Origin of the sequence: Bacillus sp. FSL K6-3176 (assembly GCF_038003325.1) — a bacterium.
Classification (GTDB): Bacteria; Bacillota; Bacilli; order Bacillales; family Bacillaceae; genus Bacillus; species Bacillus altitudinis.
The window spans coordinates 2,200,199-2,215,164 of record NZ_JBBOOX010000001.1 but is presented as its reverse complement, the minus strand read 5'-3'; the positions used below and the strand labels follow the sequence as shown (position 1 = coordinate 2,215,164).

Annotated in this window: 15 protein-coding genes; 11 read left to right on the top strand and 4 right to left on the bottom strand. The window is 41.3% G+C overall.

Going from position 1 to position 14,966, the window contains the following annotated elements; all coding sequences use genetic code 11:
• The first annotated feature begins 13 nt into the window (after window positions 1-13).
• Window positions 14-1,135 carry a tripeptidase T gene (locus MHB38_RS11445; RefSeq protein WP_035390776.1) on the top strand — a complete coding sequence of 374 codons (1,122 nt, stop codon included), beginning with the start codon at window positions 14-16 and terminating at the stop codon, window positions 1,133-1,135.
• Window positions 1,136-1,149: 14 nt separating this feature from the next.
• The gene (locus MHB38_RS11440) at window positions 1,150-1,614 is read left to right on the top strand and encodes a chemotaxis protein CheW (protein WP_008342245.1); all 465 of its coding nucleotides are present in this window, start codon (window positions 1,150-1,152) and stop codon (window positions 1,612-1,614) included.
• Window positions 1,615-1,740: 126 nt separating this feature from the next.
• Here MHB38_RS11440 and MHB38_RS11435 read toward each other — a convergent pair whose 3' ends face one another.
• Entirely contained in the window at window positions 1,741-2,559 is an 819-nt protein-coding gene (locus MHB38_RS11435) for a membrane protein insertase YidC (RefSeq protein WP_007501121.1), read from the bottom strand.
• Between the two features lie 25 nt (window positions 2,560-2,584).
• Window positions 2,585-2,866: a hypothetical protein gene (locus MHB38_RS11430; protein WP_008342247.1), complete on the bottom strand. Its 282-nt coding sequence runs from the start codon at window positions 2,864-2,866 to the stop codon at window positions 2,585-2,587.
• A gap of 120 nt (window positions 2,867-2,986) precedes the next feature.
• Between MHB38_RS11430 and MHB38_RS11425 the strand changes: the two genes are divergently transcribed.
• The 4 genes from MHB38_RS11425 to MHB38_RS11410 all read left to right on the top strand — a co-directional run bounded on the left by MHB38_RS11425 (window position 2,987) and on the right by MHB38_RS11410 (window position 7,512).
• Window positions 2,987-4,243, top strand: coding sequence for a DNA polymerase IV (locus tag MHB38_RS11425; protein ID WP_007501120.1), 1,257 nt, complete (start codon window positions 2,987-2,989; stop codon window positions 4,241-4,243).
• Window positions 4,244-4,341: 98 nt separating this feature from the next.
• On the top strand, window positions 4,342-5,751 hold the full coding sequence (gene gndA / locus MHB38_RS11420) for an NADP-dependent phosphogluconate dehydrogenase (protein WP_008342251.1): 1,410 nt from the start codon (window positions 4,342-4,344) through the stop codon (window positions 5,749-5,751).
• A 117-nt stretch (window positions 5,752-5,868) separates the two neighbouring features.
• A complete protein-coding gene (locus MHB38_RS11415) occupies window positions 5,869-6,714 on the top strand; it encodes a GRP family sugar transporter (protein ID WP_024718904.1) in 846 nt (281 codons plus the stop codon).
• 12 nt (window positions 6,715-6,726) lie between these two features.
• Complete coding sequence (locus MHB38_RS11410) at window positions 6,727-7,512, top strand: SDR family oxidoreductase (protein ID WP_008342255.1); 786 nt, start codon at window positions 6,727-6,729, stop codon at window positions 7,510-7,512.
• 122 nt (window positions 7,513-7,634) lie between these two features.
• Here the strand turns inward: MHB38_RS11410 and MHB38_RS11405 are convergent, their stop codons facing one another.
• The gene (locus MHB38_RS11405) at window positions 7,635-8,624 is read right to left on the bottom strand and encodes a hypothetical protein (protein ID WP_125590470.1); all 990 of its coding nucleotides are present in this window, start codon (window positions 8,622-8,624) and stop codon (window positions 7,635-7,637) included.
• 437 nt (window positions 8,625-9,061) lie between these two features.
• Between MHB38_RS11405 and MHB38_RS11400 the strand changes: the two genes are divergently transcribed.
• The 5 genes from MHB38_RS11400 (at window position 9,062) to MHB38_RS11380 (ending at window position 13,369) form a co-directional block, all read left to right on the top strand.
• The gene (locus tag MHB38_RS11400; RefSeq protein ID WP_017367558.1) at window positions 9,062-9,373 is read left to right on the top strand and encodes a PTS sugar transporter subunit IIB; all 312 of its coding nucleotides are present in this window, start codon (window positions 9,062-9,064) and stop codon (window positions 9,371-9,373) included.
• A 3-nt stretch (window positions 9,374-9,376) separates the two neighbouring features.
• Window positions 9,377-9,709 carry a PTS lactose/cellobiose transporter subunit IIA gene (locus tag MHB38_RS11395; protein WP_007501110.1) on the top strand — a complete coding sequence of 111 codons (333 nt, stop codon included), beginning with the start codon at window positions 9,377-9,379 and terminating at the stop codon, window positions 9,707-9,709.
• A gap of 25 nt (window positions 9,710-9,734) precedes the next feature.
• The gene (gene celB, locus MHB38_RS11390) at window positions 9,735-11,081 is read left to right on the top strand and encodes a PTS cellobiose transporter subunit IIC (protein ID WP_007501108.1); all 1,347 of its coding nucleotides are present in this window, start codon (window positions 9,735-9,737) and stop codon (window positions 11,079-11,081) included.
• A complete protein-coding gene (locus MHB38_RS11385; RefSeq protein WP_035390766.1) occupies window positions 11,065-12,471 on the top strand; it encodes a glycoside hydrolase family 1 protein in 1,407 nt (468 codons plus the stop codon). Before celB ends, MHB38_RS11385 begins: the two co-directional genes overlap by 17 nt.
• A gap of 175 nt (window positions 12,472-12,646) precedes the next feature.
• The gene (locus MHB38_RS11380; RefSeq protein ID WP_017357941.1) at window positions 12,647-13,369 is read left to right on the top strand and encodes a GntR family transcriptional regulator; all 723 of its coding nucleotides are present in this window, start codon (window positions 12,647-12,649) and stop codon (window positions 13,367-13,369) included.
• A gap of 50 nt (window positions 13,370-13,419) precedes the next feature.
• On the opposite strand, the gene zwf is transcribed toward MHB38_RS11380, so the two are convergent.
• Window positions 13,420-14,895: a glucose-6-phosphate dehydrogenase gene (zwf, locus tag MHB38_RS11375; RefSeq protein WP_135226719.1), complete on the bottom strand. Its 1,476-nt coding sequence runs from the start codon at window positions 14,893-14,895 to the stop codon at window positions 13,420-13,422.
• Window positions 14,896-14,966 lie beyond the last annotated feature (71 nt).

The window sequence follows — 14,966 nt, the reverse complement described above, 5'->3', positions numbered from 1 at the left end:
GAGGAACATCATCATGATCAATGAGAAACGCTTATTAGACGAATTTTTAGAACTTGTTCAAATCGATTCAGAAACGAAACATGAAGAAAAAATTGTTGAAGTCCTAAAAGAGAAATTTACTGGTTTAGGGCTTAATGTAGTTGAAGATGATTCAAAAGAGACAACCGGCCACGGAGCAGGCAACCTTATTTGCACACTTGAAGGGAATCAAGAGGCAGATACGATTTATTTTACTTCTCATATGGATACAGTTGTACCAGGTAATGGTGTTAAGCCAGTCATTGAAGACGGCTATGTCAAGACAGATGGCACAACCATTCTTGGTGCTGACGATAAAACAGGGCTTGCTGCAATGTTTGAAGCGATCCGTGTCCTAAAAGAGAAAAATGTACCGCATGGCAAGATTGAATTTGTCATTACAGCTGGTGAAGAATCAGGACTTGTAGGAGCAAAAGCGTTAGATCCGAAACTGATGACAGCAAAATATGGTTATGCGCTTGATTCAGATGGCAAGGTCGGTACCATCATCGTGGCTGCGCCAACACAGGCGAAAGTACGTGCAACCATTTACGGAAAAACAGCTCACGCAGGTGTGGCACCAGAAAAAGGCGTTTCTGCGATTACGATTGCATCAAAAGCGATCGCCAGCATGCCGCTTGGCCGTATTGATGAAGAAACAACGGCGAATATCGGCCGTTTTGAAGGTGGAACACAAACGAATATTGTCTGTGATCAAGTGGATATTCTGGCAGAGGCGCGTTCTTTAGAACCGGCAAAAATGGAAGCACAAGTAGCAAAAATGAAAGAAGCCTTTGAAAAAACCGCTAAAGAAATGGGCGGAAGTGCCGATGTACAAATTGACATCATGTATCCAGGCTTTAAATTCTCACACGGCGATCAAGTCGTTGAAGTGGCGAAAAAAGCGGCTGCGAAAATTGGCCGCCCTTCAGAACTACAGACAAGCGGGGGAGGCAGTGATGCAAACGTCATTGCTGGAAATGGCATCCCAACTGTCAACCTAGCTGTTGGATATGAAGATATTCATACGAAAAATGAGAAAATGCCGATTGAAGAATTAGTCAAGACAGCTGAAATGGTTCTCGCCATTATCGAAGAAACGACAAATCCATCGTAAAGGCAGGAGACTCTGTGAGCACGCAAAAGATCATTATTTTCCAAGTGGGACAAGAGGATTTTGGTATCAGCGTAGAGCATATACGCTCGATTGAGAAGGTCCCTTATTTACAAGAAGTATCGAACCTTCCAAAAGAGATTAAAGGACTCATGTCGTTAAGAGGAGAGGTCATTCCAGTCAGTGACACAGGTGTCATGCTGCACGGAAAACCTCTGGATGTAACCGAACAGTCTAAGGTTCTACTATTTGAATTAAACGATCAAATGATTGGCTGCCTTGTTTCTGATGCAAAAGATATCATTGATATCGAGCTAAGTGAGATCAAGCCATTTCATATGAACACAAAAGCATCTGAATATTTCTTCGGCGTCGTTGAGAGAGAGAACAAGATGATTTTACAAGTGGACCCTAATAAGTTTCTAGGGAAAATTGAGGATCTTGATCAATTGCCTGAGCGATTGAAAGAGGAATTGGCATAAACAAAGGCCCCTTATCCATGGATAAGGGGTCATTTTGCGTGCCGGAGCTCACGAATCCTTTATTTGTTGCGCTCTACAGAAGACAAATATAGCCCCCTTATCATGTTTAGGTAAGGGGGCTATAATTTATTCAGCTGCTGGGTTAATTGAATCGTTTGCCGCAGCTTTTGTTTTTGATTTTTGGTACATCACATTTAAAATAATCGTTTGAATGGTGAGTAAAAGTCCACTTGTCATCCAATATAAAGGAAGAGCAGCGGGAGCATTAATTGATAGAAACAGCATCATGACTGGGAAAATCATGCCCATGATTTTTGCTTGTTTCAGTGCAGCTTCTGTTTGGGTGCCTGATTGCTTTGCGAATTTTTGTGTGACATAAAATTGCAAGAAATACATGGCCCCTGCAAAGATTGCCACCAAAAGATCAGTTTGTCCTAAGTTAAACCATAAGAACGAATGCGTTGCGATCTCAGGTGTTGAGCGAATTGCCGAGTAAAAGCCAAGAACAATTGGGATTTGAATCAGCATCGGCAGACAGCCCATTGCCAGCGGGTTCACATTGTTGTCTTTATATACTTTCATCATTTCCATTTGCAGTTCTTTTTGTTTTTCAGGTTCTTTCGTTTTTTTCAATTTGCTTTGTATTTGGTCAATCTGAGGTTTAACGAGTGCCATTTTCTCTTGCATCACTCTCTGCTTTTTAAATTGGTTTGCAAAAAGCGGGAAAATAAGCAGCCGGACAATCAATGTCACGAACATAATGGATAAACCGTAGTCATCATGGAAAAAGTTCGCAAGCCAGATAATCAACTCAGAAAAAGGCTGAACAAAATAATGATGGAAAAACCCATCAGAGCTTGTATTTGTTTGCGCACTCGCAGCAAATGCCGGTGACGCTACCATCATCAAAAATAAAGTCGTACAAATAGTCAATAAACGTTTCAATTCGTTTCCTCCTCAATAATAAAATCTAATAAGAGAGAGGAAGCGAATGGTCTTCATCATCATTTGATGATCTTTTCATTCGAATGACTTTACTAATCCAAGTTGTAATGCGATCATATATGATAAACAGAAAGTCTGTTCGATTCAAACAAGATGCATCCAACTCTTCTAAACGATGTCCTCCGAGGTGCTCGTTCATTCGGCAGTCTTTTAATAAGAAAGCAATACCGATGGCGGTCAGCGCTGGAAGAATAATCGTAAAGAATTCAACAAGGAAAAAGACTTCATTGAATGTATCAATAATCATGATTATCACATCCATTTCATTACTCACAGTGTACTATACACCATATGAAATGTCTAATGGAACAAACAGGTGAAATCACGGTGAAGTGAAGGAAAGTAGATCACCTAAGGAGGCAAGCAAATGGCTGATTCTCAAAAGAAGGGGCGAATCATTTTTCATATTGATATGAATAGTTTTTATGCATCGGTAGAAATGGCGTATGATCCTTCTTTGAGAGGGAAACCTTTAGCCATTAGCGGAAATGCAAAAGAGCGCAAAGGCATAGTTGTAACCTGCAGCTACGAGGCAAGAGCACTCGGGGTGAAGCCGCCGATGCCACTTTGGGAAGCGAAGCGGCTATGTCCGGGACTGATTGTGCGTACACCCAACTTCGACCGGTACCGCAGCTCCTCACAAGAAATGTTTACCATACTAAGAGAATATAGTGACTTAGTTGAACCCGTTTCAATTGATGAAGGCTATATTGATTTAACCGATACACCTTATGCTGAGCATGCCGTGAAAACCGCTCATGATATTCAAACGAGGCTCGTAGAAGAGCTCATGCTTCCATCGAGTATTGGCATTGCACCGAATAAATTTCTAGCGAAGATGGCGTCTAATTGGAAAAAGCCAATGGGCATTACCATTTTGCGTAAACGAGATGTCCCGACAATGCTCTGGCCGCTCCCTGCAGGTGACATGCATGGGGTTGGACAGAAAACGGCAGATAAGCTGAAAACCATCGGAATTCATACAATTGAAGATTTAGCAAAAGCGAATGAATATGCGCTGAAAGAGTTATTAGGCATCAATGGACCGAGGTTAAAGCAAAAGGCAAACGGAGAGCATGACGGCATTGTAGATCCAGAAAGAATATACGAATTTAAATCTGTCGGCAATTCTTCCACTCTTCCTCACGATTCGGATGATACAGATGAACTCGTCTCATTAATAGAGAAACTGTCGCAATCGGTGAGTGCCAGATTACGAAGAAAAGAAGTGATGGCGAACCGGCTGCTCATTATGATTCGCTATGCAAGCTGGAAAAATATCACACGGAGCGTCACACTCACGAATCCAACTGATCGAAAGGAAGATCTATTTGAGGCGGCAAAGCAGCTATTCCTAAAGCATTGGAATGACCAACCAGTAAGACTTTTAGGTGTGACGGGGACCGATCTTGTGGAACGAAAATCAGCCGTCAAGCAGCTTGATTTATTCTCTTATACAGAAGATGCAAAAGACGAACCGCTCCAATCTCTTTTAGACGGACTGAAAGAAAAGTACGGTAAACCACTCATCCAAAGAGGAGTGACCATTAAGGAAAAAGAGAGCAAAACAAGTGGTACAAGTTTTAATAAAGACTTTTTTCAGGACGAAAGAGGAAATGACTAGCCTGAAAACTTGATAAAAGAGGTGATGTTGTGGTAATTTCAAAGGGTACATCATTTCAGCAGTAATCAATATAGTGTGTTAGAAGGGACGTCAGAATTATGTCAAAACAACAAATCGGTGTCGTTGGACTAGCCGTTATGGGGAAAAACCTTGCCCTAAATATTGAAAGTCGCGGTTTCTCCGTGTCCGTTTATAACAGATCTAGCAGCAAAACAGAAGAATTTCTTCAAGAATCACAAGGGAAAAACGTTGTAGGCACATACAGCATTGAAGAATTTGTTCAATCGCTTGAAACGCCGCGTAAAATTCTTTTAATGGTAAAAGCGGGTGCAGCAACAGATGCAACCATTCAATCATTACTTCCTCACCTAGAGAAAGGTGACATTTTAATTGATGGTGGAAATACATATTACAAGGATACACAAAGACGTAACCAAGAGCTTGCGGAAAGTGGTATTCACTTCATTGGAACAGGTGTTTCTGGCGGTGAAGAAGGCGCACTTAAAGGTCCTTCTATCATGCCTGGCGGTCAAAAAGAAGCGCACGAGCTAGTGAAACCAATTTTAGAAGCCATCTCTGCGAAAGTAGATGGTGAGCCTTGTACAACGTATATCGGTCCAGATGGAGCAGGACATTATGTCAAAATGGTTCATAACGGTATCGAGTACGGAGACATGCAATTGATCTCTGAATCATACTTTATCTTGAAGCATGTCGCTGGTTTATCAGCAGGGGAGCTTCATGAAGTATTCTCAGAGTGGAATAAAGGCGAACTTGACAGCTACTTAATCGAAATCACAGCTGACATTTTCACAAAAGTGGATGAGGAAACGAACCAGCCACTAGTAGATGTCATCTTAGATAAAGCCGGCCAAAAAGGAACTGGAAAATGGACAAGCCAAAGCTCACTTGATTTAGGTGTCCCGCTTCCAATCATTACGGAATCTGTTTTCGCACGTTTTATTTCTGCGATGAAAGATGAGCGTGTGGAAGCAAGTCAATTAATTCAAGGGCCTGAGCCAACTCAATCAGCTGAAGATAAACAAGCATTAATCGAAGCTGTTAGAAAAGCTCTCTTCATGAGTAAAATCTGCTCATATGCACAAGGTTTTGCGCAAATGAAAGCAGCGTCTGAAGAGTATAACTGGGATTTGAAATACGGTGAAATTGCGATGATCTTCCGTGGTGGATGTATCATTCGTGCAGCCTTCCTGCAGCAAATCAAAGAAGCTTATGACCGTAACCCTGAATTGAAAAACCTATTGCTTGATCCTTACTTCAAGGATATCGTAGAAAGCTATCAATCATCACTTCGTAAAGTGATTTCACTTGCAGTAGAACAAGGTGTTCCTGTTCCTTCATTCTCAAGTGCACTTGCTTACTTTGATAGCTATCGTACAGCTGTCCTTCCAGCTAACTTAATTCAAGCACAGCGTGACTACTTCGGCGCACATACGTATGAGCGCACAGATAAAGAAGGCGTCTTCCATACTGAATGGATGAAATAAGTATAAAACCTCAAAAGACCTTACCTTGGTAAGGTCTTTTTTGTGTTTACATCTATTCGGCTAAAAATCCGAAAAAGAGGGATGCTAAGTAAAAAAGAACAGAAAGTAGGGATAGAAGTGGGCATTTTATATGCACTTCTCCCAGCGATATTTTGGGGAAGTATTGTTCTCATCAGTGTCAAACTTGGCGGGAATGCCTATCAGCAAACACTCGGCATTACCCTCGGCGCTTTTTTGTTTTCAATCGGCGCCTATTTGATCAAAATGCCGGAACTGACACCGCTTATTTTTGCGGTTTCCGTTATCTCTGGGATCTTTTGGAGTATAGGGCAAATGAATCAGCTTTCAAGTGTCGCCTTTCTAGGGGTGTCAAAGGCTGTTCCTTTATCAACGGGTATGCAGCTTGTGAGCACGACATTATTTGGTGTCATCGTCTTCAAAGAATGGCAAACCATGACGGTCATACTTATTGGTTCTTGTGCCATTTTATTTATTATTGCTGGTGTTGTCATGACATCACTTGGTCAAAAAAAGAGTGGCGGGAACGAAGGCGGCAATTTTAAAAAGGGAATCATCATTTTGCTCATCTCAACCGTAGGCTACGTCGGATATGTTGTCATTTTAAGATGGTTTCATATAGATGGCTGGTCTGCGCTCGTTCCGCAATCTGTCGGCATGCTGCTTTCATCGTTAGCGATTAGTCTAAAGCAAGACCCGTTTAGCAAATATACATTCAGAAATATCATTGCTGGTCTTGTGTGGTCGACAGGAAATCTAGGGCTTCTCTTGGCGATTCCGCTCATTGGCGTAGCAGTAAGTTTTTCCATGTCTCAAACAGGAATTGTCATCTCGACTTTAGGCGGTATTTATTTATTAAAAGAGAAAGCATCTAAAACAAGCTTTGTTATTGCAGGCTGCTTGATGATTATCGCAGGTGGTGTGCTGCTAGGTTTTACAAAATAGGAGGTTAAACGAATGTATCCAGATTTGGAAGGAAAAACAGTTCTCATCACAGGAGCAGGTACAGGGATAGGTCAGGCGATGGCGCGCCGGTTTGGACAAGAAAAAGCCAATGTAGTGATCAATTATTTCTCCGATAAAGAAAACCCGGACGACACGATTGCTGAGATTCAAAAAAGTGGCGGACAGGCTGTCAAAATTCAAGGGGATGTATCAAAAGAAGAGGATATGAAGGCGATGATTGATCAAGCTGTTGATACATATGGCAGTCTTGATGTCATGATCAATAATGCAGGAATTGAAAATGAAGTTCCTTCAACTGAAATGACGCTAGATAATTGGAACAAAGTGATGTCTACCAATTTAACAGGTATGTTTTTAGGCTGCCGTGATGCATTAAAGTATATGACAGAACATGGGATCGAGGGGTCGATTATTAATATGTCGTCGGTCCATCAGCAAATTCCGTGGCCTCATTTCGTCCATTATGCAGCAAGTAAAGGAGGCGCCAAGCTTTTGACAGAAACGCTGGCACTAGAATATGCCCCTAAAAAAATTCGCGTAAACAGTATTGCACCAGGTGCAATTGATACCCCCATCAATGCCGAAAAATTTGATGATCCAGCATTGAAAAAGGGCGTCATTGAGCTGATACCAATTGGCTATATCGGAAAGCCTGAAGAAGTGGCAGCATGTGCTGTCTGGCTTGCATCAAAAGAAGCGAGCTATGTGACAGGGTTGACGTTATATGTAGACGGCGGTATGACCAAGTACCCGGGATTCCAAGCAGGAAAAGGATAATCGTGATGAACACGGGCTGGGCTCAGAGGATAACACAACATCAAATTATGATCTAGTATGTTGTCATGCTAGTGAAAAGCGTGAGCATAAACATTGCACACGCTTTTATCCATTTAATCGGCTTATTCAAATATGGCTTCTTTGTTCTTCACGATGATGCCTACTTTCGTTTTGACACGAGGAACGCCATCTTTTTGAAGATAATCATATAAAATGGGTTCTATTTCATTGATATCTGTACGAAGTATTTTAGGTGATAACTCCTCGATAAATGGATCGTTTTTAACTGCTAGACAGTTCGCCATTGTATCGAGTGCAATTAAACTGAAAGGTCTTCCTTTGTTTAGCCAAGATTTCATTCTGAGCCATGTTGGAAAGCATGCTGATGCCAACCTGCCCCAACTGTCGTTAAAAGAGGAGCAATGAGACTCCATCCAATCAAGTATGTGATGTGAACGGAAACGATATAGGCTGGAGAGAGCCATCATTGGCAATTCCTTTTCACTTACACATTTCAATTGATCAAAAATACGTCTCATTCCTTCCTCGGCTGGTAAACTACTGGCTGCTGCCCAAGAAAGCGGATGAAAAAATTTATCGGCATCATTCTCCCAAAGCTCTCTTACCCAATCCGAAGCTGCAGTACCTAAAACATCAGCTGCGATCTCTAGCATTCTTGATTTGACTTCATGATTTTCCGTTCCATAAAATCTAGCTTTTACAGACATCAACATTTTTTGTGTATCGTGTTTTTTCAGGGCATTGATGACATCGTATTGAAGAAACCATCTTGTGATTGAGAAATCTAATAAAGACTCCAAATCATGTTGAACCGCTTGTAATGTGGGTATTTTCTCTTCTGCTGTGACCAATACATCTTCTTCTGGCTGACAAGCCTCTCCGTCTTCTTCATAAAAATCATCGTGCAATAAAAATTTCTTTGGAGAGTGGATGATCGCTAAGTGATACCATTCAATTGGCCGTAAAGAATAGGTTAAGAGCCGCCTGTGACAATCATTGCATAATCGATAAGGCTGAGCTGGTTCATCAGAAATTTTTACAACATCAATCTCGTTTCTTTTACAGGCTTCACACAAATGAGTGACTGCCATGATATCCACTCCTTTTGATTGCAAAGATATGAATAGATTCGAAAAGTAGCAGCAAAAGACGTTTACCTATCCATCAAATTGAGTGGGAATAGAATCTGTTTCCATCTCTGGGCAGTTACTTCTCATGATTTATGGGATGAAAAATTGGGTTTTTGAATGAGCTAAGTCATTAGCACTTATTTTAACAAAGTTCTCAAAGACTGTCTTCAGAAGAAGAAGCTACTTTATGGTTCATTCGGAGAGTATTTTTTAAAAGAAAAGGGGTCTCGTTCATATCTGGATGAGATCTTTTTTGTTCTGAAAGCTTGTTGTGAGTATTGATACGGTCATTTTTAAAATAAAATACAGACATATATAATTAAATGTCTAGACATTTAAAAATAAAAATATATAATATTAACTGGAAGCGCTTTTATTACAACAATGGGGTGAGAGAAATGAAACGTATTTTATTAGCATGCAGTTCAGGTATGTCTACGAGTTTACTAGTCACAAAGATGAAGGCACATGCTGAGTCTATAGGGGAAGAAGCAGAGATTTGGGCAGTCGGACAAGACCAAGCGAAAAAAGAAATGGCACATGCCGATGTTGTATTAATTGGACCGCAAATGAGCTTTTTAAAAGGGGATCTTCAAAAAGAAGCTCAAAAATATGGGATTGAAGTAGAGGTCATCGATATGCAGGCGTATGGGCTAGCAGATGGACAAAAAGCGTATGAACAAGCGGTTTCATTGATGGGGGAATCTTAAAGGATGGAAAAGAAAACACTCGAAGGACTCACGGAAGAACAAATCAGTTTTCAATTGATCTTACACAGCGGAAATGCACGAAGCAAATTGCTTCAATCTCTTAAACAATTTAGAGAAGGTCATGAAATAGTAGCATCTGACCTTCTCAAAGAAGCGGAAGATGACTTGCGGAATGCACATGATATCCATTTTCAAATGGTACAGCAAGAGGCAAGCGGAGAAACGATTTCATTCTCCTTGCTGCTCATGCATGCCGAAGATCATTTCATGTCAACGATGACGATAAAAGAGCTTGTGGGAGAGCTCTTACCGATATTGCAATCACTGAAACAATAAAGGGTGTAAACAAGGGGGGAAACCAATGTTTGATAAAATAAGTGCGATTTTGGTTCCGATTGCTGGGAGATTGAACAACAATCGCTATCTAGGGGTATTAAGGGATGCCTTTATGCTTGCGTTCCCATTAACGATTTTTGGTTCCATCATGGTCGTATTAATGAATTTGCCATTTTTAGATAAGATCATGAGTCAAACAGCACTGGAAGGTGTTCAGTCTGCACTGAATATTGCACCTAGTGCGACCATCAGCATTATGAGTGTGTTTGTTGTATTTGGGATTGGCTACTATTTATCGAAAAGCTATGATGTGGAAGCTGTCTTTGGCGGTGTGATCGCTTTAGCCTCTTTTCTGCTTCTTACGCCATTTTTACTAGAACAAGAGGGCGGTGCATCCATTGCAGGCGTCATCCCAGTCGATCGTTTGGGCGCAAAGGGAATGTTCCTTGGAATGATCACAGGCTTTTTGTCGGCTGAAATTTATCGCTATTTTGTCCAAAAGAAATTTGTCATCAATATGCCGCAAGGGGTTCCGCCAGCTGTTTCTAAGTCTTTTGCTGCACTCATCCCGGCTACTTTGACACTCACAACCTTTTTACTCATCAATATCATCATTACACAAGGGTTCAAAACCAACATGCATGACTTGATTTACAATGCGATTCAGGCGCCGCTTGTCGGACTTGGAAGCGGTATTATTCCGACCTTGATCGCTATTTTCTTTATACAAATTCTTTGGTTCTTTGGGCTCCACGGCCAAATTATTATCAACTCTGTCATGGACCCGATTTGGAATACATTGTCCATTCAAAATCTAGAAAGCTACACAAAAACAGGTGAGGTACCGAACATCATCAGCAAGCAGTTTATCGAAATCTACACAGTGGGTATGGGTGGAACCGGTATGACGCTAGCTGTTGTGTTTACGATTTTAATTTTTCTTAAAAGTAAGCAATTGAAACAAGTAGCAAAGCTCGGCTTAGGACCAGGTTTATTTAACGTCAATGAACCCATTATCTTCGGTTTACCGATTGTGATGAACCCGCTTATTCTCATTCCATGGATTTTGGCGCCAATGGTGATTACTTGTATTTCTTATTTTGCGATGGCCGCAGGTATTGTGCCGCCTCCGACAGGCGTGAATATTCCATGGACAGTACCGATCTTTATTAGCGGAGTCATGGCAACGAATTCATTAGCGGGCGGTCTGCTTCAGCTGTTTAATTTAATGATTGTGTTTGTCATTTGGTTCCCGTTCCTAAAATTTATTGATCGTATGAATGTGAAAAATGAAAAAATAGTCACGACAGAAAAAACGAAACAAACAAACATCAAAGGTGAAGGAGACTCAATACATGTCGATGGAAACTAACAGTCAATCATATACATTTCCAGAAGGTTTCTGGTGGGGATCTTCTGCCTCTGCTACGCAAACAGAAGGCAGTTATCCAGGAGATGGAAAGGGACCAAACATTTGGGATCACTGGTTTGAAAAAGAGCCGAATCGTTTTTTTCAGGGCGTCGGTCCAGGCGTGACCTCGCAATTTTATCGTAAATACAAAGAGGATATCCGCCTCATGAAGGAGATTGGGCACAACTCGTTTCGTCTATCTATTTCATGGTCACGCCTTTTACCTGAGGGAAAAGGGGCTGTTAATGAAGAAGCTGTGGCTTTTTACAATGATGTGATCAATGAACTGATAGCGAGTGACATTGAACCATTTGTGAACTTGTATCATTTTGATATGCCAATGGCGCTTCAGGAGACGGGAGGATGGGTAAACAGGCAGGTCGTAGACGATTATGTCAGCTATGCGACATTGTGTTTTCAGCTTTTTGGCGACCGGGTGAAAAAATGGTTTACCCATAACGAGCCGATTGTTCCTGTAGAGGGTGGATATATGTATAGCTTCCATTATCCAAACGAAGTTGATTTCCAAAAGGCAGTGCAAGTTGGATTTCATGAGATTTTATCAAATGCTAAGGCCATTGCGGCTTATAAAGAGATGAAGCAGGATGGGAAAATAGGCATTATCCTCAACCTTACTCCTTCGTATCCGCGAAGCCAGAATCCGCGGGATGTCGAAGCAGCTGAGATGGCTGACGCCTTCTTTAACCGGTCCTTCCTAGATCCAGCTGTGAAAGGACATTTCCCTGAAAAGCTAGTGGACGTGTTAAAGAAAGAAGGATTGATGCCGGCTATGGAGGAAGGAGACCTTGAACTCATTCAAGAGAACACGATCGACCTTCTCGGCATCAACTATTATCAGCCAAGAAGAGTGAAAGCAAAGGAACATATGCCTCACCCTGATGCACCATTTATGCCAGACCATTATTTCGATTCTTTTGAAATGCCGGGCAGAAAAATGAATGTGTACCGCGGCTGGGAAATCTATGAAAAGGGTATTTACGATATATTGAAAAAAGTCCAGACAGACTATGGGAATATTGAATGCTTTATTTCTGAAAATGGAATGGGTGTCGAAGGAGAAGAGCGGTTTCAGGATGAAGAAGGAATGATTCATGACGATTACCGCATTGATTTTATTTCTGAGCATCTTAAATGGGTGCATCAAGCCATTCAAGAAGGAAGTCATGTAAAAGGCTATCATCTGTGGACGTTTATGGATAATTGGTCATGGTCGAATGCCTATAAAAATCGCTATGGATTTGTCTCAGTGGACCTTGAGAAAGACGGGAAACGTACCATCAAAAAAAGTGGCTACTGGTTTCAATCGGTTTCAGAGAATAATGGTTTCTAATCAAGATACTTGCTCTTTCCTTGAAAAGGGCAAGTATTTTTCTTATGTAAAGATGAAAGGGTTGAAATGAAAGTGGCTCGAACCTTTTAAGCGCACTAGGCTTAGTGTAGAATGAGAGGAAGGCTAGAAAGCGCTATAATAGGATATGAAAAAACAAGTCAGTTGGTGGTGTGAGATGACAAAGTACGAACTCATTTCAGAAGAAATTAGAAAAAGAATAGGAACAGCATATTATCCAGAAGATCAACCCATTCCAGATGAAAACTCGCTTGCCGCTGAATTTAAATGCAGCAGAATGACGATGAAGCGTGCGCTCGATCTTTTAGTGGCGGAAGGTCTGCTCTTTAGAAAAAGAGGTCATGGCACATTTATTGTGAAGGCAGCGCTAAATCAAGGTGCGATCAACGTATCAGGTCATGAAAATAAAGGGTTCACGAAAGTGATGGCAGATAAAAACGTGACGAGCCAAATCATTCGCTTTGATGTGCATTTTCCAAGTGAAGAGGTGGCAGCTCATTTATCCATTGACTCAAGCACACCCGTCTATGACATTATTCGGCTCCGTTTGGTGGAAGAAGAGCCATATGTATTAGAAAAAACCTTTATGCCTGTCAATGTCATTAAAGGAATAGATGAAGAGGTTTTATTGGGGTCTATCTATAGCTACATTACAAACACACTTCATTTAAAAGTGGCAGGAGCGCACAAAAAAATTAGAGCGGCTAAATCAGATCAGCTTGATCAGCAATATTTAGGCTGTGACCCTACGGATCCAGTGCTAGAAGTGGAGCAGGTGGCTTATTTAAACACAGGTCGGCCGTTTGAATATTCCTTTAGCCATCATCGCTATGATAAATTTGATTTTTCAACGGTTGAAATTACGAAAACACGACTTTAAAAAAAGAGCAGAACCCCCTCAATCGGGAGACTGCTCTTTTTTCGTTGATTTTATATATTCCACCAGTGATATCCATCTTTTTCAAGAAGCTGATCTGCTTCTTTTGGTCCCATAGAACCAGCAGGGTAATTTGGTTTTAACGTTTTGGTTTCAGCCCATTTTTCTGAAATTGGATCAACAAAGTTCCAAGACAGTGCCACTTCATCCCAGTGGGCAAAGTTTGTTGCGTCACCTAGCAAACAGTCATGAATCAGCTTTTCATACGCTTCTGGTGTATTCATGATGTCGTTGTAATTTGTTTGATAGTCAAGCTTAATTGGTTTAGCATACGTTCCGCCATCAAGCTTGCGAGCATTCAGGTGAAGGGTGATGCCTTCGTCTGGCTGAATGTGAATCACAAGTAAGTTTGGATGCATGGCATTCCCGTTTCCGTAGTACAGGTTCATCGGAATGTCTTTAAATTGCACCACGATTTGAGTGGATTTCTTTTCTAGACGTTTTCCTGTACGAATGTAAAATGGTACCCCGGCCCATCTAAAGTTATCGATGAGAAGTTTTCCTGCAACGAATGTTTCTGTGTTGGAGTTTGGGTCCACATTTTGCTCTTCAAGATAGGAAGGAACCATATTGCCATCAATCGTTCCTGCATCATATTGTCCGCGGACAAAGAATTGATCCACTTCATCTTTCGAGAAAGGACGAAGCGCACGCAATGCTTTCCGTTTTTCGCTACGGATTTCCTCTGTATTGAGCTTAATCGGCGGCTCCATGGCTAGTAGTGCAACCATTTGAAGCATATGGTTTTGTACCATATCTCTCAGTGCACCAGAACTCTCGTAATATCTCGCACGGTCTTCTACGCCTAATGATTCACTCGATGTGATTTGAATGTTTGAAATATAGCGGTTTGTCCAAAGCGGTTCAAAGATCGCATTCGCAAAACGAATCACCTCAATGTTTTGCACCATCTGTTTACCGAGGTAGTGGTCAATACGATAAATTTGATCCTCTGTAAATGCATCTCGGATCTCTTCATTTAATGTTTTGGCACTAGGCAGGTCATGACCAAACGGTTTTTCAATGACAAGTCGAGACCATCCAGTCGTTTCTGATACGCCTTCGCTTTTTAAAAACTTCGCAATGGTTCCGAAGAATTCTGGTGCCATCGCTAAATAGAACATCCGGTTATTCGGGATACTGTATGTATCTTCAAGACCAGAAAGAAGTGTGTTCAGTGCTTGATAGGAAGCGGGACTTGAAACATCAAAATCATGGTAATAGAAATGAGAAATAAATTCCTCTGCTTTTGCTTCTGCATCATCAGAAGAGACCGATTCTTTTACCACAGCTCTTAGGTCTTCATGAGACCAAGGACGACGTCCAACACCTACAACAGCGAATTGATCTCCAAGCTTTCCGCTATGATAAAGTCTATGTATAGAAGGGTAGAGCTTGCGTTTTGCAAGGTCTCCTGTTGCGCCAAAGATGACAATGACTGCTTTTGGATAGTTAGTTTCTGTATTCACGAAAAGTACCTCACTTTATTCGTAGCATTGTTGTAAAAACCGAGAATGTATGTACATTTTCTTTATTTTAA

Excerpts from the sequence above, each read along its gene's own strand:
- MHB38_RS11445 (WP_035390776.1), top strand. The coding sequence starts at position 14 with ATGATCAATGAGAAACGCTTATTAGACGAATTTTTAGAACTTGTTCAA.
- MHB38_RS11430 (WP_008342247.1), bottom strand. The coding sequence starts at position 2,866 with ATGATTATTGATACATTCAATGAAGTCTTTTTCCTTGTTGAATTCTTT.
- MHB38_RS11425 (WP_007501120.1), top strand. The coding sequence starts at position 2,987 with ATGGCTGATTCTCAAAAGAAGGGGCGAATCATTTTTCATATTGATATG.
- gndA (WP_008342251.1), top strand. The coding sequence starts at position 4,342 with ATGTCAAAACAACAAATCGGTGTCGTTGGACTAGCCGTTATGGGGAAA.
- MHB38_RS11410 (WP_008342255.1), top strand. The coding sequence starts at position 6,727 with ATGTATCCAGATTTGGAAGGAAAAACAGTTCTCATCACAGGAGCAGGT.
- MHB38_RS11405 (WP_125590470.1), bottom strand. The coding sequence starts at position 8,624 with ATGGCAGTCACTCATTTGTGTGAAGCCTGTAAAAGAAACGAGATTGAT.
- MHB38_RS11400 (WP_017367558.1), top strand. The coding sequence starts at position 9,062 with ATGAAACGTATTTTATTAGCATGCAGTTCAGGTATGTCTACGAGTTTA.
- MHB38_RS11395 (WP_007501110.1), top strand. The coding sequence starts at position 9,377 with ATGGAAAAGAAAACACTCGAAGGACTCACGGAAGAACAAATCAGTTTT.
- celB (WP_007501108.1), top strand. The coding sequence starts at position 9,735 with ATGTTTGATAAAATAAGTGCGATTTTGGTTCCGATTGCTGGGAGATTG.
- MHB38_RS11385 (WP_035390766.1), top strand. The coding sequence starts at position 11,065 with ATGTCGATGGAAACTAACAGTCAATCATATACATTTCCAGAAGGTTTC.
- MHB38_RS11380 (WP_017357941.1), top strand. The coding sequence starts at position 12,647 with ATGACAAAGTACGAACTCATTTCAGAAGAAATTAGAAAAAGAATAGGA.